The 24,819-nt window shown below is 67.1% G+C and carries 25 protein-coding genes and 1 pseudogene; 13 read left to right on the forward strand and 13 right to left on the reverse strand.

All coding sequences use genetic code 11. The features are described 5' to 3' along the window. The first annotated feature begins 100 nt into the window (after positions 1-100). From AC5P9F_RS02750 to AC5P9F_RS02775, 6 genes are all read left to right on the forward strand, one after another. The gene (locus AC5P9F_RS02750; protein ID WP_005408386.1) at positions 101-493 is read left to right on the forward strand and encodes a PTS sugar transporter subunit IIA; all 393 of its coding nucleotides are present in this window, start codon (positions 101-103) and stop codon (positions 491-493) included. Then, the gene (locus AC5P9F_RS02755) at positions 486-755 is read left to right on the forward strand and encodes an HPr family phosphocarrier protein (RefSeq protein ID WP_005408385.1); all 270 of its coding nucleotides are present in this window, start codon (positions 486-488) and stop codon (positions 753-755) included. Before AC5P9F_RS02750 ends, AC5P9F_RS02755 begins: the two co-directional genes overlap by 8 nt. A 2-nt stretch (positions 756-757) precedes the next feature. Beyond that, the gene (ptsP, locus tag AC5P9F_RS02760; RefSeq protein ID WP_111173787.1) at positions 758-2,527 is read left to right on the forward strand and encodes a phosphoenolpyruvate--protein phosphotransferase; all 1,770 of its coding nucleotides are present in this window, start codon (positions 758-760) and stop codon (positions 2,525-2,527) included. 228 nt (positions 2,528-2,755) lie between these two features. Then, positions 2,756-4,117, forward strand: coding sequence for a magnesium transporter (gene mgtE / locus AC5P9F_RS02765; protein ID WP_005408383.1), 1,362 nt, complete (start codon positions 2,756-2,758; stop codon positions 4,115-4,117). Between the two features lie 62 nt (positions 4,118-4,179). Further along, entirely contained in the window at positions 4,180-4,446 is a 267-nt protein-coding gene (locus tag AC5P9F_RS02770; RefSeq protein WP_005408382.1) for a hypothetical protein, read from the forward strand. Between the two features lie 70 nt (positions 4,447-4,516). Beyond that, entirely contained in the window at positions 4,517-5,314 is a 798-nt protein-coding gene (locus AC5P9F_RS02775; protein WP_099484776.1) for a carboxylesterase family protein, read from the forward strand. A 153-nt stretch (positions 5,315-5,467) separates the two neighbouring features. On the opposite strand, the gene AC5P9F_RS02780 is transcribed toward AC5P9F_RS02775, so the two are convergent. The 4 genes from AC5P9F_RS02780 to AC5P9F_RS02795 all read right to left on the reverse strand — a co-directional run bounded on the left by AC5P9F_RS02780 (position 5,468) and on the right by AC5P9F_RS02795 (position 8,276). Then, positions 5,468-5,959 carry an REP-associated tyrosine transposase gene (locus AC5P9F_RS02780; protein ID WP_099484775.1) on the reverse strand — a complete coding sequence of 164 codons (492 nt, stop codon included), beginning with the start codon at positions 5,957-5,959 and terminating at the stop codon, positions 5,468-5,470. Positions 5,960-6,256: 297 nt separating this feature from the next. After that, entirely contained in the window at positions 6,257-7,207 is a 951-nt protein-coding gene (locus AC5P9F_RS02785; protein ID WP_308680139.1) for an aspartate carbamoyltransferase catalytic subunit, read from the reverse strand. Between the two features lie 15 nt (positions 7,208-7,222). Beyond that, positions 7,223-7,717 carry a Holliday junction resolvase RuvX gene (gene ruvX, locus AC5P9F_RS02790; RefSeq protein ID WP_005408378.1) on the reverse strand — a complete coding sequence of 165 codons (495 nt, stop codon included), beginning with the start codon at positions 7,715-7,717 and terminating at the stop codon, positions 7,223-7,225. After that, on the reverse strand, positions 7,710-8,276 hold the full coding sequence (locus AC5P9F_RS02795; RefSeq protein WP_062606624.1) for a YqgE/AlgH family protein: 567 nt from the start codon (positions 8,274-8,276) through the stop codon (positions 7,710-7,712). The genes ruvX and AC5P9F_RS02795 overlap by 8 nt, the downstream gene beginning before the upstream one ends. A gap of 91 nt (positions 8,277-8,367) precedes the next feature. Here AC5P9F_RS02795 and AC5P9F_RS02800 point away from each other — a divergent pair, with 91 nt between their 5' ends. Next, entirely contained in the window at positions 8,368-10,155 is a 1,788-nt protein-coding gene (locus AC5P9F_RS02800; RefSeq protein ID WP_060380163.1) for a DUF4153 domain-containing protein, read from the forward strand. Further along, positions 10,152-10,697, forward strand: a complete 546-nt coding sequence (locus tag AC5P9F_RS02805; RefSeq protein WP_012479338.1) for a DNA-3-methyladenine glycosylase I — start codon at positions 10,152-10,154, stop codon at positions 10,695-10,697. The genes AC5P9F_RS02800 and AC5P9F_RS02805 overlap by 4 nt, the downstream gene beginning before the upstream one ends. An 83-nt stretch (positions 10,698-10,780) precedes the next feature. On the opposite strand, the gene AC5P9F_RS02810 is transcribed toward AC5P9F_RS02805, so the two are convergent. Further along, complete coding sequence (locus tag AC5P9F_RS02810) at positions 10,781-11,488, reverse strand: YitT family protein (protein WP_024956077.1); 708 nt, start codon at positions 11,486-11,488, stop codon at positions 10,781-10,783. 110 nt (positions 11,489-11,598) lie between these two features. Then, positions 11,599-11,808: a DUF4287 domain-containing protein gene (locus tag AC5P9F_RS02815; protein WP_005412490.1), complete on the reverse strand. Its 210-nt coding sequence runs from the start codon at positions 11,806-11,808 to the stop codon at positions 11,599-11,601. A 93-nt stretch (positions 11,809-11,901) separates the two neighbouring features. On the opposite strand from AC5P9F_RS02815, the gene AC5P9F_RS02820 reads away from it, so the two are divergent. Continuing rightward, positions 11,902-12,801: a LysR family transcriptional regulator gene (locus AC5P9F_RS02820; RefSeq protein ID WP_133050767.1), complete on the forward strand. Its 900-nt coding sequence runs from the start codon at positions 11,902-11,904 to the stop codon at positions 12,799-12,801. 47 nt (positions 12,802-12,848) lie between these two features. Here AC5P9F_RS02820 and AC5P9F_RS02825 read toward each other — a convergent pair whose 3' ends face one another. From AC5P9F_RS02825 to AC5P9F_RS02835, 3 genes are all read right to left on the reverse strand, one after another. Next, positions 12,849-13,832 (reverse strand): aldo/keto reductase, encoded by a 984-nt coding sequence (locus tag AC5P9F_RS02825; protein WP_114618884.1) that lies wholly within the window; start codon positions 13,830-13,832, stop codon positions 12,849-12,851. 207 nt (positions 13,833-14,039) lie between these two features. Continuing rightward, entirely contained in the window at positions 14,040-15,182 is a 1,143-nt protein-coding gene (locus tag AC5P9F_RS02830) for a PilT/PilU family type 4a pilus ATPase (protein ID WP_005408369.1), read from the reverse strand. A gap of 100 nt (positions 15,183-15,282) precedes the next feature. After that, entirely contained in the window at positions 15,283-16,320 is a 1,038-nt protein-coding gene (locus AC5P9F_RS02835; protein ID WP_004147099.1) for a type IV pilus twitching motility protein PilT, read from the reverse strand. An 87-nt stretch (positions 16,321-16,407) separates the two neighbouring features. On the opposite strand from AC5P9F_RS02835, the gene AC5P9F_RS02840 reads away from it, so the two are divergent. Next, positions 16,408-17,085, forward strand: coding sequence for a YggS family pyridoxal phosphate-dependent enzyme (locus tag AC5P9F_RS02840; RefSeq protein WP_049397192.1), 678 nt, complete (start codon positions 16,408-16,410; stop codon positions 17,083-17,085). Between the two features lie 18 nt (positions 17,086-17,103). Then, entirely contained in the window at positions 17,104-17,925 is an 822-nt protein-coding gene (gene proC / locus AC5P9F_RS02845; protein ID WP_060381039.1) for a pyrroline-5-carboxylate reductase, read from the forward strand. A 176-nt stretch (positions 17,926-18,101) separates the two neighbouring features. Here the strand turns inward: proC and AC5P9F_RS02850 are convergent, their stop codons facing one another. Then, entirely contained in the window at positions 18,102-18,977 is an 876-nt protein-coding gene (locus AC5P9F_RS02850) for a LysR family transcriptional regulator (protein WP_060381038.1), read from the reverse strand. Positions 18,978-19,048: 71 nt separating this feature from the next. Between AC5P9F_RS02850 and AC5P9F_RS02855 the strand changes: the two are divergent. Continuing rightward, positions 19,049-19,678: pseudogene (locus AC5P9F_RS02855) on the forward strand (short chain dehydrogenase); the annotation flags it as partial. A gap of 72 nt (positions 19,679-19,750) precedes the next feature. On the opposite strand, the gene soxR reads toward AC5P9F_RS02855, so the two are convergent. After that, entirely contained in the window at positions 19,751-20,185 is a 435-nt protein-coding gene (soxR, locus tag AC5P9F_RS02860) for a redox-sensitive transcriptional activator SoxR (protein WP_005415534.1), read from the reverse strand. A 29-nt stretch (positions 20,186-20,214) separates the two neighbouring features. Between soxR and AC5P9F_RS02865 the strand changes: the two genes are divergently transcribed. Next, the gene (locus tag AC5P9F_RS02865) at positions 20,215-21,636 is read left to right on the forward strand and encodes an MFS transporter (protein WP_180872216.1); all 1,422 of its coding nucleotides are present in this window, start codon (positions 20,215-20,217) and stop codon (positions 21,634-21,636) included. 88 nt (positions 21,637-21,724) lie between these two features. Here AC5P9F_RS02865 and AC5P9F_RS02870 read toward each other — a convergent pair whose 3' ends face one another. Together AC5P9F_RS02870 and AC5P9F_RS02875 are read right to left on the reverse strand one after the other, a co-directional pair. Then, positions 21,725-23,746, reverse strand: coding sequence for an esterase/lipase family protein (locus AC5P9F_RS02870; protein WP_012479329.1), 2,022 nt, complete (start codon positions 23,744-23,746; stop codon positions 21,725-21,727). Next, entirely contained in the window at positions 23,743-24,720 is a 978-nt protein-coding gene (locus AC5P9F_RS02875; protein ID WP_100437964.1) for an Lnb N-terminal periplasmic domain-containing protein, read from the reverse strand. The genes AC5P9F_RS02870 and AC5P9F_RS02875 overlap by 4 nt, the downstream gene beginning before the upstream one ends. Positions 24,721-24,819 lie beyond the last annotated feature (99 nt).

The following is a 24,819-nucleotide window of genomic DNA, read 5'->3' on the forward strand; positions in this document are numbered from 1 at the left end:
CAACGGAAAAGGCCTCCCCTGGGAGCAACGCTGAATACGGGACACAGTGCCCCTCTCCTGCTGCTATCGCCAATTCACCTTGACCTGTTAACGTGCAGTAATGACCTGTGGCATTCTCCTCGTAACACATCCTGGGGTCGGGACCGCCCTGCTTGACGTGGCGACCCGGCTCCTGCGGCAGTTGCCGCTGAAAACCGAAGCTTTCGAAGTACCGTTCGACGCAGACCTGGACGCCCTGCTCCCGCTCGCCTCGGCCGCCCTGCGGCGGGTTGACGGGGGTGATGGTGTGCTGATCCTGACCGACCTGTACGGCGCCAGCCCTGCCAACCTTGCCGGGCAGCTGGCCCGGCTTGGGACCCCGGTTCGCCGGGTGTCGGCGCTGAGCCTGCCGATGTTGCTGCGGGTGATGAATTATCCGGAACAGGGACTGGATCAACTGCCCGCCACAGCCGCGGCGGGTACCCGTAATGGAGCGATAGTCGACGATGCTTGAACGAGAACTCACCGTGAGCAACCGCCTGGGCCTGCATGCCCGGGCCACCGCCAAGCTGGTGCAGACCCTGGCGCCGTTCCGCTGCAACGTGACCATGGCCGCCAAAGGCCGTGAGATCAACGCCAAGAGCATCATGGGCGTGATGCTGCTGGCCGCCGGCCAGGGCACCCCGGTCACCGTGCGCATCAACGGCGAGGACGAAGCCGCCGCGATGGAGGCGGTGGTCGGCCTGTTCGAACGCCGTTTCGACGAGGACAGCTGAGCGTGCCACGCGCACGCGCCGGCCAACCCCCTTCCGGCCAGCGGCCGGTACTGCTGCTGGCCGGGCATGGTGCCGCCCGCGGCACGGCAATGGGCCGCGCCCGCGTGCGCCTGCCGCATGCACTGGAAGTGGCCGAGCAGCGCGTTGCCGCCCACCAGGTCGAGGCCGAGCTGGCGTGCCTGCATCGCGCGGTGGACGCCGCGCGGTCGGAGATGCACGAGCTGCGCCAGCGCCTGCATGGAGCGCTGAACCAGGAAGTGGGTGAGTTCCTCGACCTGCATGCGCTGCTGCTGGACGATCCCGAGCTGCTGTATGGGCTGGACGAACTGATCCGCAGCGGACCGTACAGCGCCGGCTATGCGTTGCGCCTGCAGCGCGACCGCCTGGCCAAGGTCTTCGACGGCATGGACGATGCTTACCTGAAGAGCCGCATGGACGACCTCGACCATGTGATCGGCCGCATTCATGCCTTCCTGCAGCCCGAACGCCCGCCAGCGGTGAAAGGCCTGGCCGGCGAGATCCTGGTCTGCGACAACATCGCGCCCTCCGAACTGGCACAGCTGCAGGCGCAAGGCGTGGTCGGCATCGTCACCGCCGCCGGCAGCGCGCTCTCGCACAGCGCGATCCTTGCGCGCAGCCTGCACCTGCCCTTGATCGTCAACGTGCCGCAGCTGCTCAGCCGCATCGCCGATGGCGACGTGCTGATCATCGACGGCGCCGACGGCAGCATCACCGCCAATCCACAGGCCGACAATCTGCGCGACTACCGCGCACGACTGAAGGAACACGCGCGCGAACAGCGCGAGCTCGGCCGCCTGCGCAGCAAGCCCAGCCGCACCCGCGACCAGGTCGACATCGCCCTGCTGGCCAATGCCGAGTCGCTGGAGGACGTGACCCAGGCGCATGCGCTGGGCGCCCACGGCCTGGGCCTGTACCGCACCGAATTCCTGTTCCTGCAGCGCAACGAGCTGCCGGATGAAGAAGAACAGTTCCAGACCTACCGCGATGCGGCACTGGGCATGAGCGGGCGACCGGTGACCATCCGCACCCTTGATCTGGGCGCGGACAAGGCCGACCGCACCGGCCTGACCCTGAGCAACGAAGAAAACCCGGCGCTCGGCCTTCGCGGCGTACGCCTGTCGCTGGCACGGCCGAAGGTAGCCGACACCCAGCTGCGCGCGATCCTGCGCGCCTCGGCCTACGGCAAGCTGCGGGTGCTGGTGCCGATGGTCAGCACCCGGGAGGAACTGCTGGCAGTGCGCCGCCGCATGCTCAAGCTGACCGAACAGCTGCGCGGCGAAGGCCACACGGTGTCCGACCACGTGCCACTGGGCGCGATGATCGAAGTCCCTGCTGCGGCGCTGGCGCTGGAAAGCTTCATCGACCTGGTCGATTTCCTGTCGATCGGCACCAACGACCTGGTGCAGTACCTGCTGGCGGCCGACCGCAACAATGAAGCACTGGGCGAGCTGTATTCGCCGTTGCACCCGGCGGTGCTGCGGCTGCTGCAGATGGTGATCGAGACCGGCGCGCGCCACCGCATCCCGGTGGCGGTCTGTGGCGAGATGGCCGGCGATGCGCGGATGACCCCACTGCTGCTGGCACTGGGCCTGACCGAGTTCAGCCTGCACCCGGGCACGCTGCTGGAAGTACGCCGCGCGGTCCGCGAGGCCGACCTGGCCATGCTGCGCGCGCGCGCACCGAAGCTGCTGGCCGCGCGCGACCGCCGCGCGATCGAGTGCTGGCTGGCGCTGGTGGCCGAAACGGCCTGATACCCCCCGCTCGCCGGGCATGCACGCCTGGGGTCAGATCCTTTTCCGCGGGAAAAGGGATCTGACCCCGTCTCGTTGAAGGCCAATACGTTGCCGGCCAGCGGCCGGCACTCCCGCCACCCGGCGGCTATGCGTTGAAACATCGCCTTGCGATAATGACGCGCTGAACACCCCTGTTGCCGCATCCTTGCCGGGATCGCGGCTTTTCTTATCCCCGCGGGAGCTGCGATGGCTGAAGCTGTACGCCACGACAAGACTGCGCGCCAACTGCGGATGCTGTCCGATGCACTGGACAGCGGCCGGCTGGGCCCGGTGCGTCGCCTGGTCAACACCCTGGCCCCGGCCGAGATCGGCAACCTGCTCGAATCGTTGCCGCCGGGCAAGCGCGAGGTGGTGTGGGGACTGGTTGATCCGGAAGACGACGGCGAGGTGCTGGTCCACGTCGGCGACGACGTGCGCGAAAGCCTGCTCGCGGACATGGACCCGGACGAGATCATCGCCGCGGTCGAAGACCTGGACATCGACGATCTGGCCGACCTGGTCGAAGACCTGCCGGACACGGTCATCGACGAAGTCCTCAAGTCGATGGACCGCGAGAACCGCGAGCGCCTGGAACAGGTCCTGTCCTATCCCGAGGACAGCGCCGGTCGCCTGATGAATCCGGACGTTGTGACCGTGCGCGCCGACGTCAATGTCGACGTCGTGCTGCGCTACCTGCGCCTGCGCGGTGAACTGCCCGACCACACCGACCACCTGTTCGTGGTCAGCCGCCGCCATCAGTACCTAGGCCGCGTGTCGCTGGCGGCACTGGTGACCCACGAGGACACCACCCCGATCAATCGCCTGATCGACGACGAGCAGCCAGCCATCGACGTCGGCGAGAGTGACCAGGAAGTCGCCCGCCAGTTCTCCGACCATGACTGGATCTCCGCGCCAGTGGTGGATGACAACAACATCCTGATTGGTCGCATCACCATCGATGACGTGGTCGACATCATCCGCGGCCAGGCCGAGCACCAGGCGCTGGGCGCCGCCGGTCTGGACGAGGACGAAGATCTGTTCAGCCCGGTCTGGCGCGCGATGCGCCGCCGCCTGATGTGGCTGTCGGTGAACCTGTGCACGGCCTTTCTGGCCTCCAGCGTGGTCGGCCACTTCGAAGGCACCATCGACAAACTGGTGGCGCTGGCGGTGCTGATGCCGATCGTCGCCGGCCTCGGCGGCAACGCCGGTACCCAGGTGCTGGCACTGATGGTGCGCGGCCTGGCGCTGGGCCAGGTGGGCGCCTCCAACGCCCGCACCCTGCTGTGGAAGGAAGTACGGGTCGCGCTGTTGAACGGCGTGATGCTGGGTTCGGTGCTGGGCCTGATCGTGCTCGCCTGGTTCCACTCGCCCGGGTTGTCGGCAGTGATCGCCATCGCGTTGACCTGCAACCTGTTGTTTGCTGCGTTGGCCGGCGTGCTGGTGCCGTTGACGCTGAAACGCTTCGGCTTCGACCCGGCGCTGGCCAGCGGCATCTTCCTGACCGCCGTGACCGATTCGATGGGCTTCTTCACCTTCCTCGGCCTGGCCACCCTGGTGCTGCTGCACTGACCGTCTCGAGGGTCGGATCCCCGCTGCGCGGCGCTCTGACCCGATCCCAACTGGATCCCCCCATGGCAACGACAATCGAAAACTACTTCCAGCCCGGCTGGCGCGACCACCAGCACACCTGCCCGGCCTGCGAATGGAAGGGCAGCTCGCGTGCCATGGAGATGGAGCTGGACGAGGACGCCACCGAGTACGACTGCCCGGTCTGCGAGAACCCACTGCTGGTGGTCCTGCACCCGGACATTGCGCAGGTGCAGGCCGCCGCCGCCGAGGGCAATGCCGAGGCACAGGAGCAGTTGGAGATCATCGCCAGCTTCCCGCGCCCGCAGTGACGCGGCGCACGATGCCGGGCCGACGTCGGCGGACTACGATGCAGGCGATCTCGCCGCTTCGGAAAATCCCATGGTCCGTTTGCTGTCGCGCTGGCTGCCACTGCTGGCCCTTCTGATGATGAGCGGTTGCACTTCGCTGCCGGACAACGCGCGTGGCCGCTTCGAAGCACGTGCGGTGAAGGTAGACGGGCAAACGGCTTACTACCAGGTGTTCATTCCGGCCGGCGTGCAGGCCGCCGCTCCCACCCACCTTCCGGTCGTCCTGTTCCTGCACGGCTCGGGCGAGCGCGGCGCCGATGGCGTCAAGCAGACCCACGCCGGACTGGGGCCTTACCTGCGTGCACATCCCGATTTCCCCGCCCTGGTGGTGTTCCCACAGGTGCCGGGCCACGAGGAATGGAGCGGCCGCAACAACCGTACGGCAGTGGCCGCGCTGGACGCGACGATCGCCGAATTCGGCGCCGACCCGGCGCGGCAATACCTGACCGGCATGTCGATGGGCGGCTATGGCAGCTGGAACATCGCATTGGATGACCCACGCCGCTTTGCCGCGATCGTCCCCGTGTGCGGCGCGGTGCTCGCCCCGCGTGCGGTACGCCCGACCCTGTTCGTCGAGCAGGTCGCGCACGAAGCGGACCCGTACGCGGTGATTGCCCAGCGCCTGCAGCACACGCCGATCTGGATCTTCCACGGCGCACTGGATGACGTGGTGCCGCCGGACGACGACCGCAGACTGCATGCCGCATTCCAGCGCGCCGCCGCACGCGACGTGCGCTACACCGAATACCCGGAAGGCAACCACAATGCCTGGGACGCCACCTACGCCGACCCGGCAATGTGGGAATGGCTGTTCGCGCAGAAGCGCTGAAGCGCAGCTTCTGCTGGGAAACACCTGTTGGTGGATGCCTACCGTTGGTCGGCTTGGGTATTGGTGGGTGCCGACCGTTGGTCGGCTTGGGTATGGGTGGGTGCCGACCGTTGGTCGGCTTGGGTATGGGTGGGTGCCGACCGTTGGTCGGCACTACCTCTCCGCTTCGGGGTAATCCATTGCCTGGTACCTCTCATCGATCTCCCATCGGCACCAGGCATACGGATACTCTCCCACGCAGCTCGCCAAGTTCGCCCTGACCGGGTTGGCGACGATGTACATCGCATGGCGAAACAGTGATTCTTCAGAACGAATGGCGTGATCGTGATAGCTCGATTGCCAGAATGGTCCTGTCCTACCCAGCATGCGGTTGATCCGCAATGCACTGCTCGATTTGAAGCGTTGCATGATGTAGTCCAGCGAGAACGCACGGATCTCCACAAGCCAATGGATGTGGTCCGGCATGACCACATAGGCAAGTGAGTGCGTCAGGCCCTCAGCATCAATGCGACGGAACACATCCATCACCTCCTGTGCCGCAGTGGCATCATCGAAGTAGCGTCGACGCTCCTGGATGACGGTGGTCAGGATGTAGGATTGTCCGATAAGGGAATGGCGGCCAAGGCGTAGGCGTGCGCGGCTCATGGGCCCAAGCGTGCGCCTGCCGCTACTCCGGTTCTATCGGGCAATCACGTCAGTACAGGTAGGCCCGGAACCATTCAATGGCTAGGCCCGCACTTCACCGCACTGACGGTTCAGTGCCGACCAACGGTCGGCACCCACCGGATCGGATAAGGACAGATCAACCGTGCTGACCAACGGTCGGCACCCACCGGATCGGATAAGGACAGATCAACCGTGCCGACCAACGGTCGGCACCCACCGGATCGGATAAGGACAGATCAACCGTGCCGACCAACGGTCGGCACCCACCCGGGCAGGTCAGCCCAGCAGGGTTTCCAGCACGGCCATGCGCACGGCGACGCCGTTGGCGACCTGGCGCAGCACCCACGACTGCGGGCCGTCGGCCACCTCGTCGGTCACTTCCACGCCGCGGTTGATCGGGCCCGGGTGCAGCACCGCGGCATCCTTGCCCGCGCGCACCAGGCGTTCGTTGGTCAGGCCGTACTGCGCGTGGTACTGCTCCAGCGACGGCACCAGGCCTTCTTCCATGCGCTCGCGCTGCAGGCGCAGCATCATCAGCGCGTCGACGCCTTCCAGCATCGCGTCGAAATCATCGCCGACCACGCAGCCCTTCAGGGTCTCGTCGTCCGGCAGCAGCGACTGCGGGCCACACACGCGGATCTCGCCCACGCCCAGCGTGCGCAGCGCATGCAGGTCGGTACGGGCTACGCGCGAGTGCTTCACGTCGCCGACGATCACGACTTTCAGCTTCGAGAAATCCGGGCCCTTGGCCTGGCGCAGGGTCAGCATGTCCAGCAGGCCCTGGGTCGGGTGCGAACTGCGGCCGTCACCGGCATTGATCAGCGCGGTGCCCTCGCCTGCCGCATCGGCCAGTGCGGCCACGGCGCCGTCATCGGGGTGGCGCACCACGAAGCCGCGCACGCCCATCGCTTCCAGGTTGCGCAGCGTGTCGCAGGCGGTCTCACCCTTGCGGGTAGAGGAGGTCGAGGCGTCGAAATTCAGCACGTCCGCCCCCAGCCGCTGCGCGGCCAGCTGGAACGAACTGCGGGTGCGCGTGGACGGTTCGAAGAACAGCGTGCACACCGCCGAACCGGCCAGCACGTGGCGCTTGTTGCCGACGCGGCCCACTGCGGCATCGCGGATCTGCCCTGCGCGGTCGAGCAGCTGCAGCAGCGTTTCGCGCGGCAGGCCCTCCAGGGTCAGCAGGTGGCGCAGGCGTCCGGAGGCATCGATTTGCTGGGCGGTCATGGCGGTGTCGGGCAGTCAGGGAATGGGGGTGGCGTCGTCCGGCGACGACAGCCAGCGATCGATGATCACCGCTGCGGCGACGGCATCGAGGGCAGCCGCATCACGGCGGCGCTTGCGCCCTTCGGCGCGCTCGACGGCGAAGCGGCGTGCGGCCTCGACCGAGCTGGAACGCTCGTCGATCATCACCACCGGCAGCTTGAAGCGCTCCCGCAGCTGGCGGGCGAAGCCCTGCGCGCGCTTGCGGTTGGGCTGGTCCTGGCCGTCCAGGGTCAGCGGGTCGCCGACCACCAGGCCGTCGGGCTTCCATTCCTTGAGCAGGCGTTCGATCGCGGTCCAGTCCGGGCCGTTGCCGTGCACATCGACCACGGCCACCGCGCGCGCATGCGCGGCGAAGGCACTGCCGATGGCCACGCCGATCCGTCGCGAGCCGACATCGAAACCCAGAACGGTGCCATCACGGCGGATCGCCGGGGCAGCAGAATCCGGCGCGGGCGTGATGGGCTCAGACATGGCCGCTGTAGTCGGTCAGCCGGAACAGGTCCACGCCGATGCGCGAGGCCGCACCCTGCCAGCGCTGCTCCAGCGGCATCTGGAACACCAGCTCGGCATCGGCCGGCACGGTCAGCCAGCTGTTCTCGGACAGCTCGCTTTCCAGCTGCCCTGCGCCCCAACCGGCACAGCCGAGGGTGACCACGGCATTGGCCGGGCCTTCGCCGCGCGCCATCGCTTCGAGGATGTCGCGCGAGGTGGTCAGGTACAGGCCGTCGCCCACGGTCAGGCTGGAATCCCACGCCCGCGCGTCGTCATGGATGACGAAGCCGCGCTCGGGATGCACCGGGCCGCCGTTGAGCACCATGCGCGCCTGCAGGTCGCCATCACCGGTGGTGATGTCCATCTGTGCAAGCACTTCACCCAGCGTGTACTCGGAAGGCTGGTTGACCAGCACGCCCATCGCCCCGTTCTCGTCGTGCTGGCAGATCAGCGCGACGCTGCGGGCGAAGGTCGCGTCGAGCAGCGACGGCAGCGCGACGAGCAGGTGATCGGCAAGGGAGGTCGGCGTTACAGGCATGGTCCTATTCTACCTGCTGGGGGCGGGATGGTCGCGCGATGGCGTCGAACTGCGATGGGCTAGGATGGTGCTTTGCCATGGAAGGTCATCGATGCAGTCTTCAACGCCCCTGACCCTGCCGGCACGCAGCGCCATCGTCCTGCTTGCCCTGCTGCAGGGCCTGATGCTGTATGCCGCGCAGGAACTGTCCGACGCGTGGCCGTTCCGCGATATCGGCTGGCGCTACTGCTGGTACGCCTGGGTGCTGGCCATTCCCAGCGCGGTGGCGCTGAGCCTGGTGGAGCTGGGCCAGCGCCGCCTGTGGCTGCAGGCCGTGCTCGGCTCGACGGTGGTGCTGGCGCTGGCCGCCTGGATCGGCTGGAACCTCAATGGCGAGACCGCACTGGAATCGGGCGCGTTGCAGCTTCCGTTGACCCTGGGCATGGCCGTTGCGGTGTTCGTGGTCCTGCCCTGGTGGCAGTTCCAGCTGCAGCACGGGCACTGGCGTGCCAGTTACCCCGAGCTGTTCGAGCGCGCCTGGCAGAATGGTCTGACCCTGGCCCTGGCGGCACTGTTCACCGGGCTGACCTGGCTGCTGTTGTGGCTGTGGTCGGCGCTGTTCCAGCTGCTCGACGTGACCGTCTTCCGCGACCTGTTCCGGCAGGACGCGTTCATCGCACTGGCCACCGGCAGCCTGGCCGGGTTCGGCGTACTGATCGGGCGCACCCAGCACCGCGCCATCCAGATCACCCGCCAGGTGCTGTTCGCGATCTGCCGTGGGCTGTTGCCGCTGCTCTCGTTCATCGCCGTATTGTTCGTGCTGAGCCTGCCGCTTACCGGGCTGGAACCGTTGTGGAAGACCCGCTCGGCCGCCGGCCTGCTGCTGGTGCTGTCGCTGCTGCTGGTGACGTTCACCAATGCGGTCTACCAGCAGGGGGAAGACAGCGCCCCCTACCCGCTGCTGCTGCGCCGGCTGGTTGAAGCCAGCCTGCTGGCGCTGCCGGTCTACGCCGCACTGGCGCTGTACGCACTGGGGCTGCGCGTGGTGCAGTACGGCTGGACCGTGGACCGGTTCTGGGCGGTACTTGTCGCAGTGGCCGTGGCCGGCTATGCCGTGGGCTACGCGCTGGCGGTGCTGCGCCGGCAGCGCCGCTGGTTGCAGATGCTGGAGCCGGTCAACCGCTGGATGTGCTGGGCGGTGCTGGCACTGGCATTGCTGGGCAACTCGCCGCTGCTGGACCCGGTGCGGCTGACCCTGTCCAGCCAGCTGGCGCGCCTGCGTGCGGACCCGCCCGCGATCACCAGCAGTGACGTCAACGTGCTGCGCTTCGATCTTGGCCACCGCGGCGTGCGGGCGCTGCGCGAGCTGCAGCGTGATCCAGCCATCACCGCCGATGCCAACGCGCCACAGGTGATCGCTGCCGCGCTGGCACGTACCTCGCGCTGGGATGACGGCCACCGCCTCGACAAGGGGCCGCAGGACGTCGTCGCCCTGCAGCGCGCGTTGAAGCTGGCCAAGGGATCCAGCTCGCCACCGGACGATTGGTGGCAGGCACTGGCCACGCGCGCGATCGATGGCGAATCCTGCGCCCAGAGCGAGCGCGACTGCCTGATCGTCCATCGCGACCTGGACGGCGATGGCACTGGCGAAGTGCTGCTGTGCGAGCTGTACACCCACCGTGGGCCGGACTGCGTGCTGTACGCACGTGGCAGGGATGCCCACTGGCGCCGGGCCGGTTCGCTGTTCGGCACCGTCAGCGGCCAGGCCGAGGCGATCAACCAGGCCCTGCGTGACGGCAAACTCACGCTCGTGCCACCGCGCTGGCCGATGCTGTCCATCGGCGGGCACCCTGCGCTGGCCATCGATCCCGAATCCGAATCCAACGAGCCTTCCCCATGAGCGGCTACTGCCTCATCGCCCCGGGCCATCCGGTGCACGACTACTACCACGCCAACGAATACGGCTTTCCGCAGCGTGACGAGCGCGAGCTGTTCGAACGGCTGGTGCTGGAGATCAACCAGGCCGGCCTGAGCTGGGAAACGATCCTGAAGAAGCGCGAGGGCTTCCGCACGGCCTATGACGGCTTCGATGTGGACCGCGTGGCGGCGTACGCCGAGCAGGACATCGAGCGCCTGCTGTCGGACGCGGGCGTCATCCGCAACCGGCTGAAGGTGCTGGCGGCGATCCACAACGCACAGGTGATCCAGCAGCTGCGGGCCAGCCACGGCAGCTTCGCGTCGTGGCTGGATGCGCACCACCCGCGCAGCAAGGCCGACTGGGTGAAGTTGTTCAAGAAGACCTTCCGCTTCACCGGCGGCGAGATCACCGGCGAGTTCCTGATGAGCCTGGGCTACCTGCCCGGTGCGCATGCCGAGGACTGCCCGGTGCATGCGCGGCTGCTGACGCTGTCGCCGCCGTGGCTGAAGGCCGCCGCCCGCTGATGGATATCCGCCGGGCATGGCCCGGCCTTGCCACGCGTGGGTTCCGGTAGTGCCGGCCGCTGGCCGGCAACCCCGTTGAACGGTCACACGCCCATGTAGCGGCCGGGGCGGTGGTTGAACATCAGCACCAGGCTGAGCACCACCGCGCCGATGGCCGAGTACAGCACCTTCGACGGCGACAACACGAAGAACGCGGCCACCATCAGGCAGGCGTCGTAGGACATCTGCACCTTGCCCGCGCTCCAGCCACGGGTGCGCTGCAGGTACACCGCCAGGATGCCGATGCCGCCGAGACTGGCACGGTGGCGGATGAAGAACAGGATGCCCAGGCCGGACAACGCACCGCCGACGATCGCCGAATACAGCGGGTTGATGTGCGAGAAGTCGATCCAGCGCGGCAGCAGGTCGGTCAACACGCCACAGGCGGTGACCGCAGCGAAGGTCTTCAGGGTGAATTCCCAACCCATGCGCCGCAGCGCCACCCAGTAGAACGGCAGGTTGACCAGCACGAACACCAGGCCGAAGTTCCAGCCCATCGAGTAGTGCAGCAGGAACGCCATGCCCGCCATGCCGCCGATCATCAGCCCGCCCTTGGCGAAGATGGCCAGGCCCAGCGAAGCCACCATCGTGGCCAGCACCATGCCTTGCACGTCCTCGGCGATCGAGTGGCGCAGCGCTTTTTCGTCGGCGGTGGTGCCGGCGCTGTCGGGCGGCGGGGTCAGCGGACCGGCGGTGACCAGATGGCCGTCAGCGTCGTCGCACGGCGCGGGGCCATGGGAGGGAAGGGACATACGGGTGGGGAACAGCAGGTGGGGAGCGGTATTAGACACGATCTGCATGACAGTTGCAGATGAAATCGTTCAGCTGAATGCGCCCCGCCCGATCTCCGGCCCGCCGCTGCTCAGCCCTTGCCGGCCAGATGGTGCGCCACCAGCGCATTGGCATGGCCATGGCCCAGCCCATGCTCACTTTTCAGGAAGCTGACCAGTTCCATGTGTTTCAGGCCCTTCTTCCCGGCCAGCAGCCCGAACCAGTGCGCCACCGGCTGCCCGTAGGTCTTCTCGATGGAGGGGAAGTACGAAGCCGGGCCCTTGGGCTTTTCAGTGCTCATGCGGAAGCTCCTTGCGTTGGATGTACCGGTACGACGAACAGGGGAGCCGGAAATCGACAGGTCCGTTCAATCCGGGAGCCGTATCATCCCGTCATGCCCCGCGAAAACCTCAACGACCTGCAGGCCTTCGTCCACGTTGCCCGCGAGGGCAGCTTCACCAAGGCCGCCGCCCAGCTGGGCGTGTCCCAGTCCGCGCTCAGCCATGCCATGCGCGGCCTGGAACAGCGCCTGGGCGTGCGCCTGCTGACCCGCACCACCCGCAGCGTGTCCACCACCGAAGCCGGTGCCCGCCTGCTCGACACCCTGGGCCCGCGCCTGGCCGAGATCGAGGACGGACTGGCCGCGCTGGCCGAATACCGTGAACGCCCGGCCGGCACCATCCGCATCAATGCCACCGGCCATGCCGCCGAGTACATCGCGTGGCCACGGCTGGCGCCGCTGCTGCAGCAGTATCCGGACCTCAAGGTGGAACTGACCGCCGACTACGGGCTGGCCGACATCGTGGCCGAGCGCTACGACATCGGCATCCGCCTCGGCGAACGCCTGGCGCGCGACATGGTCGCCGTGCCGATCAGCCTGCCGCTGCGCATGCGCGTGGTCGGTGCACCCAGCTACTTCCGCCAGCACGTGGTCCCACGCCATCCGGACGAGCTGGCAGACCACAACTGCGTGACCCTGCGCCTGCCCACGCATGGCGGGCTGATGCCGTGGGATTTCGGCCAGGACGGCAACGAACTGAGCGTGCGCGTGAGCGGCCAGTGGACCTTCAACACCATGGGCATGACCCGTGCTGCCGCGCTGGCCGGCAGCGGGCTGGCCTGGCTGCCGGAAGACCAGGTGCAGCCGATGCTGGACGATGGCCGCCTGCAGTCGGTGCTGGACGACTGGTGCCCGCACTTCGATGGCTACTACGCGTACTACCCGTCGCGCCGCCACGTCACGGTGGCGATGCGCACGGTGCTGGATGCGCTGCGCGGGCCGATGGCTGGATGAGGTGTGCGGACCAACGGTCCGCACCCACCTCGGTCCGCACCCGGTGATCAGCCCTTGGCTTGCGCCGCACGCTGGGCGTTGTAGCGCTCACCGACGATCGACACTTCATCCAGCGCCTGCGCGATGCGCTGCAGTTCTTCCGGCGCCAGCTGCAGGTCAGCCGCGCCCAGGTTCTCTTCCAGGCGGTGGATCTTGGTGGTGCCCGGAATCGGCACGATCCACGGCGCCTGTGCCAGCAGCCAGGCCAGCGCCACCTGCGCCGGCGTCGCGCCGCGTGCTGCCGCGATCGTACTGATGCGATCCACCAGCGCCTGGTTGGCGCGGCGCGCCTCCACTTCGAAACGCGGCACGCTGTTGCGGAAATCGTTGGCGTCGAAGGTGGTGTCGGCGTTGATCGTGCCGGTGAGGAAGCCGCGGCCAAGCGGACTGAATGGCACGAAGCCGATACCCAGCTCCTGCAGGGTCGGCAGCAGTTCGCGCTCCGGTTCGCGCCACCACAGCGAGTACTCGCTCTGCACGGCGGTGACCGGCTGCACCGCGTGCGCACGGCGCACGGTGGTGGCGCTGGCCTCGGACAGGCCGAAGTGGCCGACCTTGCCCTCGGCGATCAGGTCGCGCACGGTGCCGGCCACGTCCTCGATCGGCACGTTCGGGTCGACACGGTGCTGGTAGAACAGGTCGATATGGTCGGTGCGCAGGCGCTTGAGACTGGCTTCGGCCACGGCGCGGATGTTCTCGGGGCGGCTGTCCAGGCCGGTATCGGTGCGCGCATCCCTGAAGCCGAACTTGGTGGCGATCACCAGCTTGTCGCGGTAAGGCGCCAGGGCCTCGCCGAGCAGGTCTTCATTGGTGTACGGGCCGTACACTTCGGCGGTGTCGAAGAAGGTCACGCCGCGTTCAACGGCCGCGTGCAGCAGGGCGATGCCCTGGCTGCGCTCGACCGGCTGGCCATAGGCATGGGTCAGGCCCATGCAACCCAGGCCCAGGGCGGAAACCTTCAGGCCGCTGCGGCCGAGTTCACGTGTCTGCATCGTCGTGCTCCAGAGGGGGAACGCTGACGATACGCCTGCAGGGGCTGCCGATTGAATGGGCAGCGTTGCAGTTGGTCATGACTGGAATTCATCAATCGCCAACGCGCCCGGTAGAGTCGACTGTTAGTCGACTGCTCTTTCACCGGCCGGGAAAATCCCGCGCTGCGCGCGAGAGTCGACTGACAGTCGACTCTACAGATCTGCAGGTCACCGGATCTCGGAGATCTCCACGCCATCCAGGCCCTGTGACAGCGTGCGTGCGTCGCCGCCCTGGCTGAGCTTGATGCGCAGGCGCACTTCGTTCTGCGAATCGGCGTAACGCAGCGCGTCCTCGTAGCTGATCTCGCCGGCCTGGTACAGCTCGAACAGGCTCTGGTCGAAGGTCTTCATGCCCAGCTGGACCGAGTCCTTCATCACTTCCTTCAGCTTGTGGATCTCGCCGTCGCGGATGTAGTCCTGCACCAGCGGCGTGCCCAGCAGGATCTCCATCGCCACCTTGCGCGAGCGGCCATCGGGCGACGGCACCAGCTGCTGCGCGACCACGCCCTTGAGATTCAGCGACAGGTCCATCAGCAGCTGGTTGCGGCGGTCTTCCGGGAAGAAATTGACGATGCGGTCCATCGCCTGGTTGGCGTTGTTGGCATGCAGGGTGCACAGCACCAGGTGGCCGGTTTCGGCGAACGCGATGGCGTGGTCCATGCCTTCGCGGGTACGCACCTCACCGATCATGATCACGTCCGGCGCCTGGCGCAGGGTGTTCTTCAGCGCGGCTTCCCAGCTGTCGGTATCGATGCCGACTTCGCGCTGGGTGATGATGCAGCCCTCGTGCTTGTGCACGAACTCGATCGGATCTTCGATGGTGATGATGTGGCCGGTCGAGTTCTGGTTGCGGTAACCGATCATCGCTGCCAGCGACGTCGATTTACCGGTGCCGGTGGCGCCGACGAACAGGATGATGCCGCGCTTGGTCATCGCCAGCGTCTTGATGATCGGCGGCAGGCTCAGTTCTTCCACCGTCGGAATGCGCGTCTCGATGCGACGCAGCACCATGCCGACCTGGTTGCGCTGGTAGAAGCAGCTGACGCGGAAGCGGCCGACACCGGACAGGCCGATGGCGAAGTTGCATTCGTGGGTCTTCTCGAATTCCTCGCGCTGCGCCGGGGTCATCACGTTGAGGACCAGGTCGCGGCTCTGCTGCGGCGTGAGCGGGGTCTGCGTGATCGGCGAGATCTTGCCGTTGACCTTCATCGCCGGCGGCATGCCCGCAGTGATGAACAGGTCCGAGGCGCGCTGGTGCGCCATCAGCTTGAGGAACGAAGTGAAATCGATGGTGGTCGCGGTGGTGTTCACGGCAGGCTCCCGGAAAGCGGTTTACCAGGTAACGGTCGGTGGAGGAAACAACACGGGAACAGCGGCGCACTGGTGCACGCTGCCCCGTTACTGCCCCGCCTTACTCGAACAGGCGCTTGTCCTTGGCGTACTCACGGGCCTGGTTTCGGGTGATCAGGCTGCGCTTGACCAGGTCCTGCAGGTGCTGGTCCAGGGTCATCATGCCGTACTGCTGGCCAGTCTGGATGGCCGAGTACATCTGCGCCACCTTGTCCTCGCGGATCAGGTTGCGGATGGCCGGGGTGCCGACCATGATTTCCCACGCTGCGGTACGACCGCCGCCAACCTTCTTCAGCAGCGCCTGCGAAATGACCGCGCGCAACGACTCGGACAGCATCGAGCGCACCATCGGCTTTTCGCCGGCCGGGAACACGTCGATGATGCGGTCGATGGTCTTGGCCGCCGAGCTGGTGTGCAGGGTGCCGAACACCAGGTGGCCGGTTTCCGCCGCGGTCAGTGCCAGGCGGATGGTTTCCAGGTCACGAAGTTCGCCCACCAGGATGATGTCCGGGTCCTCACGCAGCGCCGAGCGCAGTGCTTCATTGAAGCCATGCGTGTCGCGGTGCACTTCGCGCTGGTTGATCAGGCACTTCTGCGAGGTATGCACGAATTCGATCGGATCCTCGACGGTGAGGATGTGGCCGTATTCGTTCTTGTTGATGTAGTCGATCATCGCCGCCAGCGTGGTCGACTTGCCCGAACCGGTCGGGCCGGTCACCAGGATCAGGCCCTGCGGCTGCTGGATCACTTCGCGGAACAGCGGCGGGCAGGCCAGGTCCTCGAGGGTGAGCACCTCGGACGGAATGGTACGGAACACCGCACCGGCACCGCGGTTCTGGTTGAACGCGTTCACTCGGAAGCGCGCCAGCGATGGAATCTCGAAGGAGAAGTCCACTTCGAGGAATTCCTCGTAATCGCGGCGCTGCTTGTCGGACATGATGTCGTACACCAGCGCATGGACCTGCTTGTGGTCCAGGGCTGGGATGTTGATCCGGCGAACGTCGCCGTCGACGCGGATCATCGGCGGCAGGCCTGCGGACAGGTGCAGGTCGGACGCTTTGTTCTTTACGGAAAACGCCAGCAGTTCGGCGATATCCATGAGCGGCTACTCCCCAATAACGGCTTCGACTGGAAGGATCTTTCCCCGGGCGGCAGTATAGCCTCCTGATTCAACGGAACGCGTTACGTGGCCACTTCCCTGCCCCAGATCCTGAGCAACCTGCATGCCGCCGCCGAGGCCGCTGGCAGGCCCGACCCACGCCTGCTGGCGGTGTCCAAGACCCAGCCGGCCGAGGCCGTGGCCGCGCTGGCCGCGCAGGGCCAGCACGCCTTCGGCGAGAACTACGTGCAGGAAGCACTGGCCAAGATGCAGGCGCTGCAGCACCTGGCGCTGGAATGGCACCTGATCGGCCACCTGCAGTCGAACAAGGCCGAGGCCGTGGCCAGCCATTTCGACTGGGTGCAGAGCGTGGACCGCCCCAAGCTGGTGACCGCGCTGGCACGCCATCGCCCGGCCGCGCGAGGCCCGCTGAACGTGCTGATCCAGGTCAACATCGACGACGAATCCAGCAAGCATGGCTGTGCACCGGAAGAAGTGGATGCACTGGCCGCAGCGATTGCCGCCGAACCCACCCTGCGCCTGCGCGGACTGATGGCGATTCCCGCGCCATGGCCCGAAGCCGAGCGCCGTCGGGATGCATTCGTGCGCATGCGCACACTTTTCCAGTCGCTGGCTGCCCAGCACGCGCAGATCGACACGCTGTCGATGGGCATGAGCAGCGACTACGCCGAAGCCATCGCCGAGGGCGCCACCCTGGTGCGCATCGGCACCGCCCTGTTCGGCGCGCGCCCGCGCCCGGCCTGATTTTTCAAGGAGATTTCCATGGCAGCTGATTCCATCACCTTCATCGGCGGCGGCAACATGGCGCGCAGCCTGATCGCCGGCCTGATCCGCCAGGGCGTGCCGGCCGCGCACATCCACGTCGCCGAACCGGTGGCCGAACTGCGCCAGGCGCTGGCCGCCGACTTCGGCGTGCAGGTGCATGACAACGCGAGCGATGCCGCCGCGCAGGGTGGCACCTGGCTGCTGGCGGTGAAGCCGCAGGTGCTGCGCGAAGTCTGCCAGTCTCTGCAGGCGCTGGCACAGGCGAGCCGACCGCTGGTGGTGTCGATTGCCGCCGGCATCACCAGTGCGCAGCTGCAGCGTTGGCTGGGGGGCGACCTGGCAGTGGTGCGCGCGATGCCGAACACCCCTGCCCTGCTCGGCGCAGGTGTGACCGGCCTGTTCGCCACACCGTCGGTGGACATGCAGCAGCACGCGCGGGCCGAGCAGGTGCTGGCCAGTGCCGGGCGCACGGTGTGGATCGACAGCGAGGGGCTGATGGATTCAGTGACTGCCGTTTCCGGCAGCGGCCCGGCCTATGTGTTCCTGCTGGCCGAAGCGATGGAAGCGGCGGGTATTGCCCAGGGCCTGCCGGCCGACGCCGCGCGCACGCTGGTGGTGCAGACCCTGCTGGGTGCCTCGCGCATGCTGGATGAGGCTGGTGAAAGCCCGGCGGAACTGCGCCGCCGCGTGACCTCGCCCAACGGCACCACCCAGGCCGCGATCGAGAGCTTCCAGGCCGGTGGCTTCGAGGCTCTGGTGGATACGGCACTGCGCGCTGCGCAGGTGCGTGGGCAGGAACTGTCTGCGGTGAATGATTGACCCCGATGTGTGCCGACCAATGGTCGGCACCTACCATCATCCACGCATGGCGTGGATCTATTGATACCTGTCGCCGCTGGAATGCACGGTGCTCTGCTGTCTGCGGTGAATGATTGCCCCCGATGTGTGCCGACCAACGGTCGGCACCCACCATCATCCACGCATGGCGTGGATGCTCATTGCCCCAACGTCGTCATGACGAAATCGACGAAGCACTGCAACCGCGGGCGCGGTCTGCGGTCGGGCAGGTAGATCAGGTGCATCGGCCGCGGTTCGGGCAGGTAGTCGCGCAGCAGCGGCTTCAACCGCCCGGCTGCAATCTCCCCGGCCAGCAGTGCGGTCGGCTGCAGCACCAGCCCGGCTCCGGCCACGGCGGCTTCGCGCAGTGCAACACCATCATTGCAGGTCAGGCGCGCTTCCCAGTCCACCTGTTCACCGTTGGCCAGCTGCCAGCCGTGGCCACCGCGCCAGGCCAGATGGCTCAGGCAGTCATGCCCTTCCAGATCGGCGGGCGTACGCGGCGTGCCGCGCCGGCGCAGGTAGGACGGCGCCGCGCACAGGCTCATCGCATACGGTGGCAGCGGCCGCGCCACCACCTCCTGCGACGGCAGCGGCCCGACCCGGATCGCCACGTCGAAGCCGTCCTCGATCAGATCCACACGGCGGTTGCTCAGATCCAGTTCGACGTTCAGCTGCGGCTGCGCGCGCAGCAGGCCGGCGAGCTGTGGCGCCAGCACGCAGCTGCCCCAGGTGGTGGGTGCGCTGACCCGCAGCAGCCCGCGCGGTTGCACCTGCAGTCCAGCCACGTCGGCCTCGGCCTGCTGCACCTGCTCCAGCACCTGCCGGCACCCGGCCAGGTAGGCGCTGCCGGCTTCGGTCAGGCGCTGGCGGCGGGTGTTCCGTTGCAGCAACCCGGTGCCCAGGTGCGCCTCCAGCTGCTGGATGTACTTGCCGACCATCACCGCCGAGACCTGCAGCTGTTCAGCGGCCCCTGCAAAGCTGCCGCACTCGGCTACCGCGACGAAAGCCTGCATGCAGCGAAGGGTATCCATTGCTAATCCGGAGTTAGGAATCTGCAAAGCATACGCCGCTTACCTAACCCCGCTGTGACGGCGCAGACTGCGTTCACTCCCTCACGCAAGGAACGGCCATGAAGATCCTCCTCGTTGGTGCCAGCGGCACCCTCGGCCAGGCAGTCGCCCGCCAGCTCGGCCAACAGCATCAGATTCTCGCCGCCGGCCGCAACAGTGGCGAACTGCGCGTGGACCTGACCGACGACGCCAGCGTCGCCGAACTGTTCTCGCGTACCGGCCCGGTTGATGCGGTGATTTCCACCGCCGGCAAGCTGCACTTCGGTCCGCTGCAGGACATGACGCCGGCGCAGTTCAACCTCGGCCTGCAGGACAAGCTGCTGGGCCAGGTGCGGCTGGCACTGGCGGCGCAGCACCATCTCAACGCCGGCGGCTCGATCACCCTGACCAGCGGCATCGTCAGTGCACAGCCGATCCGCGATGGCGTCAACGCCACCTCGGTGAATGCCGCGCTGGAAGGCTTCGTGCGTGCCGCCGCGTTGGAACTGCTGCCGCGTGGCCTGCGCATCAACGTGGTCAGCCCGAACGTGCTGATCGAATCGATGGCGGCCTACGGACCCTACTTCCCGGGCTTTGAAGCGGTGAGCGCGCAGCGCGCGGCGCTGGCCTTCAAGCGTGCAGTGGAAGGCATCCAGAGCGGCGAGACGATCACGGTCTGGTAAGAAAAAAGGGACGGAGGGGATCAAGTCGTCAATGCACAAACGACATAATCCCCTCCGTCCCCTTTTCGCGGGTCATTCCCAGCGCATCGGGCCGTCGCCGCGTTCGCCAAGCACATCGCCGGGGTTGGCCAGGCGGCAATGCTGCAGCGACAGGCAGCCACAGCCGATGCAGCCGGTCAGTTCATCGCGCAGCAGCTGCAGCATGTGGATGCGCTCTTCCAGCTCGGTGCGCCAGCGCGCGGACAGCTTGGCCCAGTCGGCCTTGGTCGGCGCGCGGCCTTCAGGCAGGCTCTCGAAGGCGCGGCCGACCGCTTCCAGTGGCATGCCCACCCGCTGCGCCACGCGGATCACCGCCAGCCGGCGCAGCACGTCGCGGCTGTAACGGCGTTGGTTGCCCGAGGTGCGCAGACTGCTGATCAGCCCCTTGCGCTCGTAGAAATGCAGCGCGGAAACGGCCACGCCACTGCGCTGGGAGACCTCGCCAACGCTGAGTTCCTGGGATGCCATTGCTTGACCTCAACTACAGTTGAGGTGGCATGCTGCTATCTTCGCCGCCAGTTGACAAGCGCGGCCCGTATCTGACCTGTATGACCCCGACCCTCTCTCCCACTGACACCGGCCTGCCGGCTGAAACGTCGATCCTGTCCGCGCGTTACCGCGCCACGACCATCGGCATGGTCGCGCTGGTCGCGCTGCACGCCTTCGAAGCACTGGCCGTCGCGGCCGCGATGCCCACCGTGGCCGAAGCACTCGATGGCCTGCGCCTGTACGCGCTGGCTTTTGGCGGCACCCTGGCCACCAGTGTGATCGGCATGACCCTGGCCGGTCGCTGGGCCGATCGCCACGGCCCTGCGCGGCCACTCTGGCACGACCTCGGCTGCTTCGTGCTGGGCCTGCTGCTGGCCGGCTTTGCGACGCGCATGGGCATGCTGGTGGCCGGGCGCCTGATGCAGGGCCTGGGCGCGGGCGCGATTTCGGTCTCGCTGTACGTGATGGTTGGCCGCAGCTACCCCGAACACCTGCGACCGAAGGTGTTCGCCGCGTTCTCGGCCGGTTGGGTGGTGCCTTCGATGGTCGGCCCGGCGTTGAGCGGGCTGATCGTGCAGCATCTCGGCTGGCGCTGGGTGTTCCTGGCGGTACCACTGCTGGCGATACCGGCGGCACTGCTGCTGCGCCCCGCGCTGGCACGCATGCAGCCCAGTCCCGCCAGCACCGCCGACGATGGGCGTGGCAACGTGGTGCGCTGGGCCAGTGGTGCCTCGCTGGCCGCGTTGCTGCTGTACTTCGGCGGTCAGCAACAGGGCCTGCCTGCCCTGCTCTGCATCGGTGTGGCGATGCTGGCGCTGTTGCTCTGTGTGCATCGGCTGCTGCCGGCCGGAACCCTGATCCTGCGCCGTGGCCTGCCCAGCGTGATCGCACTGCGCGGCATCGCTGCGGCGGCGTTCTTCGCCTGCGAGGCCTATCTGCCCCTGCTGCTACAGCGCGAACGCGGGCTCTCGCCCAGCTGGGCCGGCGCAGTGCTCAGCCTCGGTGCGCTGGGCTGGTTCGCCGGCTCGTGGCTGCAGGGCCACCAGCAGCGTGGCTGGTCACGCCAGCAGCTGCTGCGCGCCGGCACGATGATGATGACGGTCGGCATCGCCGCCACGCTGGCCGTGCTGTTCAACGTAGTGCCACTGCCGGTGTCGCTGCTCGGCTGGGCCGTGACCGGCTTCGGTATGGGCATGATCTACGCCAGCCTGTCGGTGTTGACGCTGTCGTTGTCGGCGCCGCGGGAGCAAGGTGCCAACACCTCGGCACTGCAGCTGAGCGAGGCCCTGTCGGTGACCACCGCGCTGGCGGTCTCCGGCGCATTGTTCGCGTTGTTCGTGGAAAGCACCCCGCACACCGGCTACCTGCTGTGCCTGGCCATCACCTTCGGCCTTGCGCTGTTGGCCACGGTGATCGCGCGACGGGTGTAGCGCCGCCGCGCATCGCGGTAGTGCCGGCCGCTGGCCGGCAACCTCACGAACGCTGGAATGTCCAGATGATGACGGCCAGGGGCCGGCATTACCGCGTACCGGCCCCCACATCATCGATGTCCCGATGCAGGATGCGCCGCACTTCCAGCACCGCCTGCGGGGTCTCCTGCACGCTGTGGCCGGAGATGATCACCTTCTCGGACAATGCACCCGGCAGGTGCGCACTCCAGTACGGCACCAGCCCGTCATCGGATTTGTCCACCGGCAGTTCCGGTTTGCGCTGGGCGATGATCGAGTGGTACTTCAGGCCCGCTTCGATCGGCAGCTGTGCGGCGGCCTTCACGAACGGATCGCTGGCCTTGAGGTTGTCGATGCTGTTCGGAATCTTCGGCTTGGCCGTGCCATCGACCTGCTGTTCGGCCTGCGCCAGTGCCAGGAACACATCCTCGAATTTGCCGAGGATGGTCAGCGGCAGGCGTACCAGGCGACCGATCAGGCGCCCGACCTTGTTGCCGGCAATGTCGGTGCCCTGGTGCGGCGCGGCGATGAAGATCGCGCGTTCCACGTTCGGCTGCGCCTTGAAATGCAGCAACGGCCCCAGCTTGTTCTGCACCCGCTTCAGGCGCTCGCCCTTCAGGTCGTAGTTGGCCAGCAGGTCATTCCACAGTACGTCGCCCGAGTCACTGACCAGCAGGCGCGCCAACACGCCGCCCATGCTGTGGCCGATGTAGACCATGTCCTTCGATGCACGCGTGCTGCCGTTGGGATCGAAGTGCTTCAGCGTGTCGTTGAATGCATTGGCGATCTCGTAGCGGTTCAACGCGATCGGCGCATTGGTCGGGTAGTAGACCTGCCACACCTGGAACTGCTGGCGCAGCTCGGGGTCGCCCATGATCTCGTTGGCCAGGTTCACCCAGGCTTCCGGGCTGCTGGCCAGGCCGTGCAGCATGAAGATGATGCGACGATTCGGGTCCCACGGCTGCATCAGGTAGATGTGCGGTTCGCCGATGCCCTCGCTCATGCCGAACAGGGTGCGCAGCGATTGCCGGGCGAAACCGCTCTGCGCCAGCCACAGGCCATAGGCGGCGGTGAAGTTGCCGGCCAGCGGCACCTGCTCGCCATGCAGGGTGATGCGCTCGGTGGCTTCGGGCGAATAAGCGTCCAGCTCGACCCGGCGCGTGCGCATCACATCGTCCAGGTTGCTGCCCTCGAAGCGCAGCAGTGCGGTGACGTTGATCGAAGACATCTCGCTGAACTCGGGCACCGAATCGTCATGGCGATGACGGCGGCCACGGCGTGCGTCGTCCTCATCCTCCTGCGGTGTCTCGGCCTTGGGGCCCTCGGGTGCGATCACCGGTGCAACCAGCTTCGGCGGGTCCATCACCATCACCAGCTCGGCACCGAAGCCATCGCGGCGATAGGTACTGCGCAGGCCGACGAAGCTGACCGTGCCGGCCGGCACCAGCTGCGCGGGAATGCTCTTCAGGTTCAGCTGCTGGTAGTTGGAGGCCAGCGACCAGCTGCCGACCGTGAGCGGCTTCGTGTAGTCCTCGCCGGCCAGCGCAGCGGCGCGTGCGCGCACGAACAGCACCACTGCCGCCTTCTCGGCCGCGTAGTTGTAATAGTCGCGCACCTGCGTCTGGCGGTCCTCGAAGGCACGGTCGGACGGTGAGCGGCCGCTGTAGAACAGGTAGGCATAGGCATAGCGCGCCGCTTCCAGCCAGGCATCCAACGCCGCATCGCTCATCGGCGGATCGCCGGCAGCCGTCTTCTTCGGCGTCATCGCCAGCGCGGCCTTCACCCACAGTTCGGACAGCGCCGACAACCGCTGCTCGACATTGAGGTCGTCGGTCATCAGCAGCGTGCTGCGGCAGACCAGGAAGTCCTTTTCGCACTGCGACTCGTCCAGGCCTGCCGCGCTGAGCGTCTCGCGCGCGGCCGGGCTGAGCTTGCCCGTGTTGAGCACGTCGGCACGCTTGTTGACCAGCGAATCGCTGGACTTGACCTGCTTGACGGTAACCATCGCGCAACCGCTGCTACCCAGCAGCAGGAAGGCAGCGAACAACACCGGCAGCAGGCGCTGCCAGCGGCGTGGGAGGAATCGGGTCATTGCTGCGGGTCCTGCTCGGTGCCGGGCACGCCCTGGCGGATTACGGTGGAGAAGTGGTCGCCGCTGCCCAGGTCCAGCGCACGCTGGGTGATGCGGCCCTTGTCATGCAGCTCGGCGTACGGCACACCTGGAGCGAGCGCGCCGACCTCCTGCGCGTACTCGGCCAGGTAACCGGACAGCAGCAGGCGGTAATCCAGCGGCAGGCGCGGTGCGATGTGCCGGGCCAGGTCGAAGACGATGGTGGTGCAGTTGCTGGTCAGCGTGTTGTAGAAGCCGGGCTTGGCATCCAGTTCGCGTGCCTGCGCGATGTACGCTGCGAACAGCTCCTTCAGCTGCGCACGGTCCATGCCATGCAGGCGGTAGAGATAGACGTCCTCGCCGCGCGCGTTGGTGCGGGTGCGGATGATGTCGGTCTCCTCCGAAGCTACCAGGGTCATCTCGAACTTGCGGAAGAAGCCACCCAGCGCCGAGAACGATTCACCGCGCTCCTTGCGGATCTCCAGCGAGAACACCACGTGGCGACCGTCCTCGAAACCAAACGAGATCAGGGTGTGGGCGATGGCCGGGCCCATCCAGTACGACAGCACCAGATCGGCCGAGCGCAACTGGTCCAGGTCGTACTCGCGGCGCACCCAGCGGGCGTCGTAGTCGGTTTCGCTGCGCCAGGTGAAATCACGCACGTTGTCCAGCACGACGTGGCGGCCATCGAAAGACACCACGTGCAGGCGCTGGGCCACGTCATCGGCCCACACGCGGTCCTGGCGCGGGGTCAGCAGCAGCCACCACAGGCCGGCCAGCGCCAGCGATGCCCCGAACGCCAGGCCCAGGCGGCGCGAGGCACGGCCCCGCGCGACCCGCCACGACACCCACAGCGCTACCAGCAGCCACAGCCCGGCGACGCCGGTAGCCAGCCAGCCCGGCCCCGGCAACTGATAGGCCAGCAGCCCGGTCACCCACAGCGCCAGCAGCGCCATGGCACTTCCTGTCATCCATCGTCCTGCGGCTTTCACTGGCATCCTGTCGCGGTCCTGAAGCCGCATAGTTAGCCACAAGCGGGTTCACCGTGGCATCTA

Source organism: Stenotrophomonas sp. YJH_SMC_4 (genome assembly GCF_059371575.1).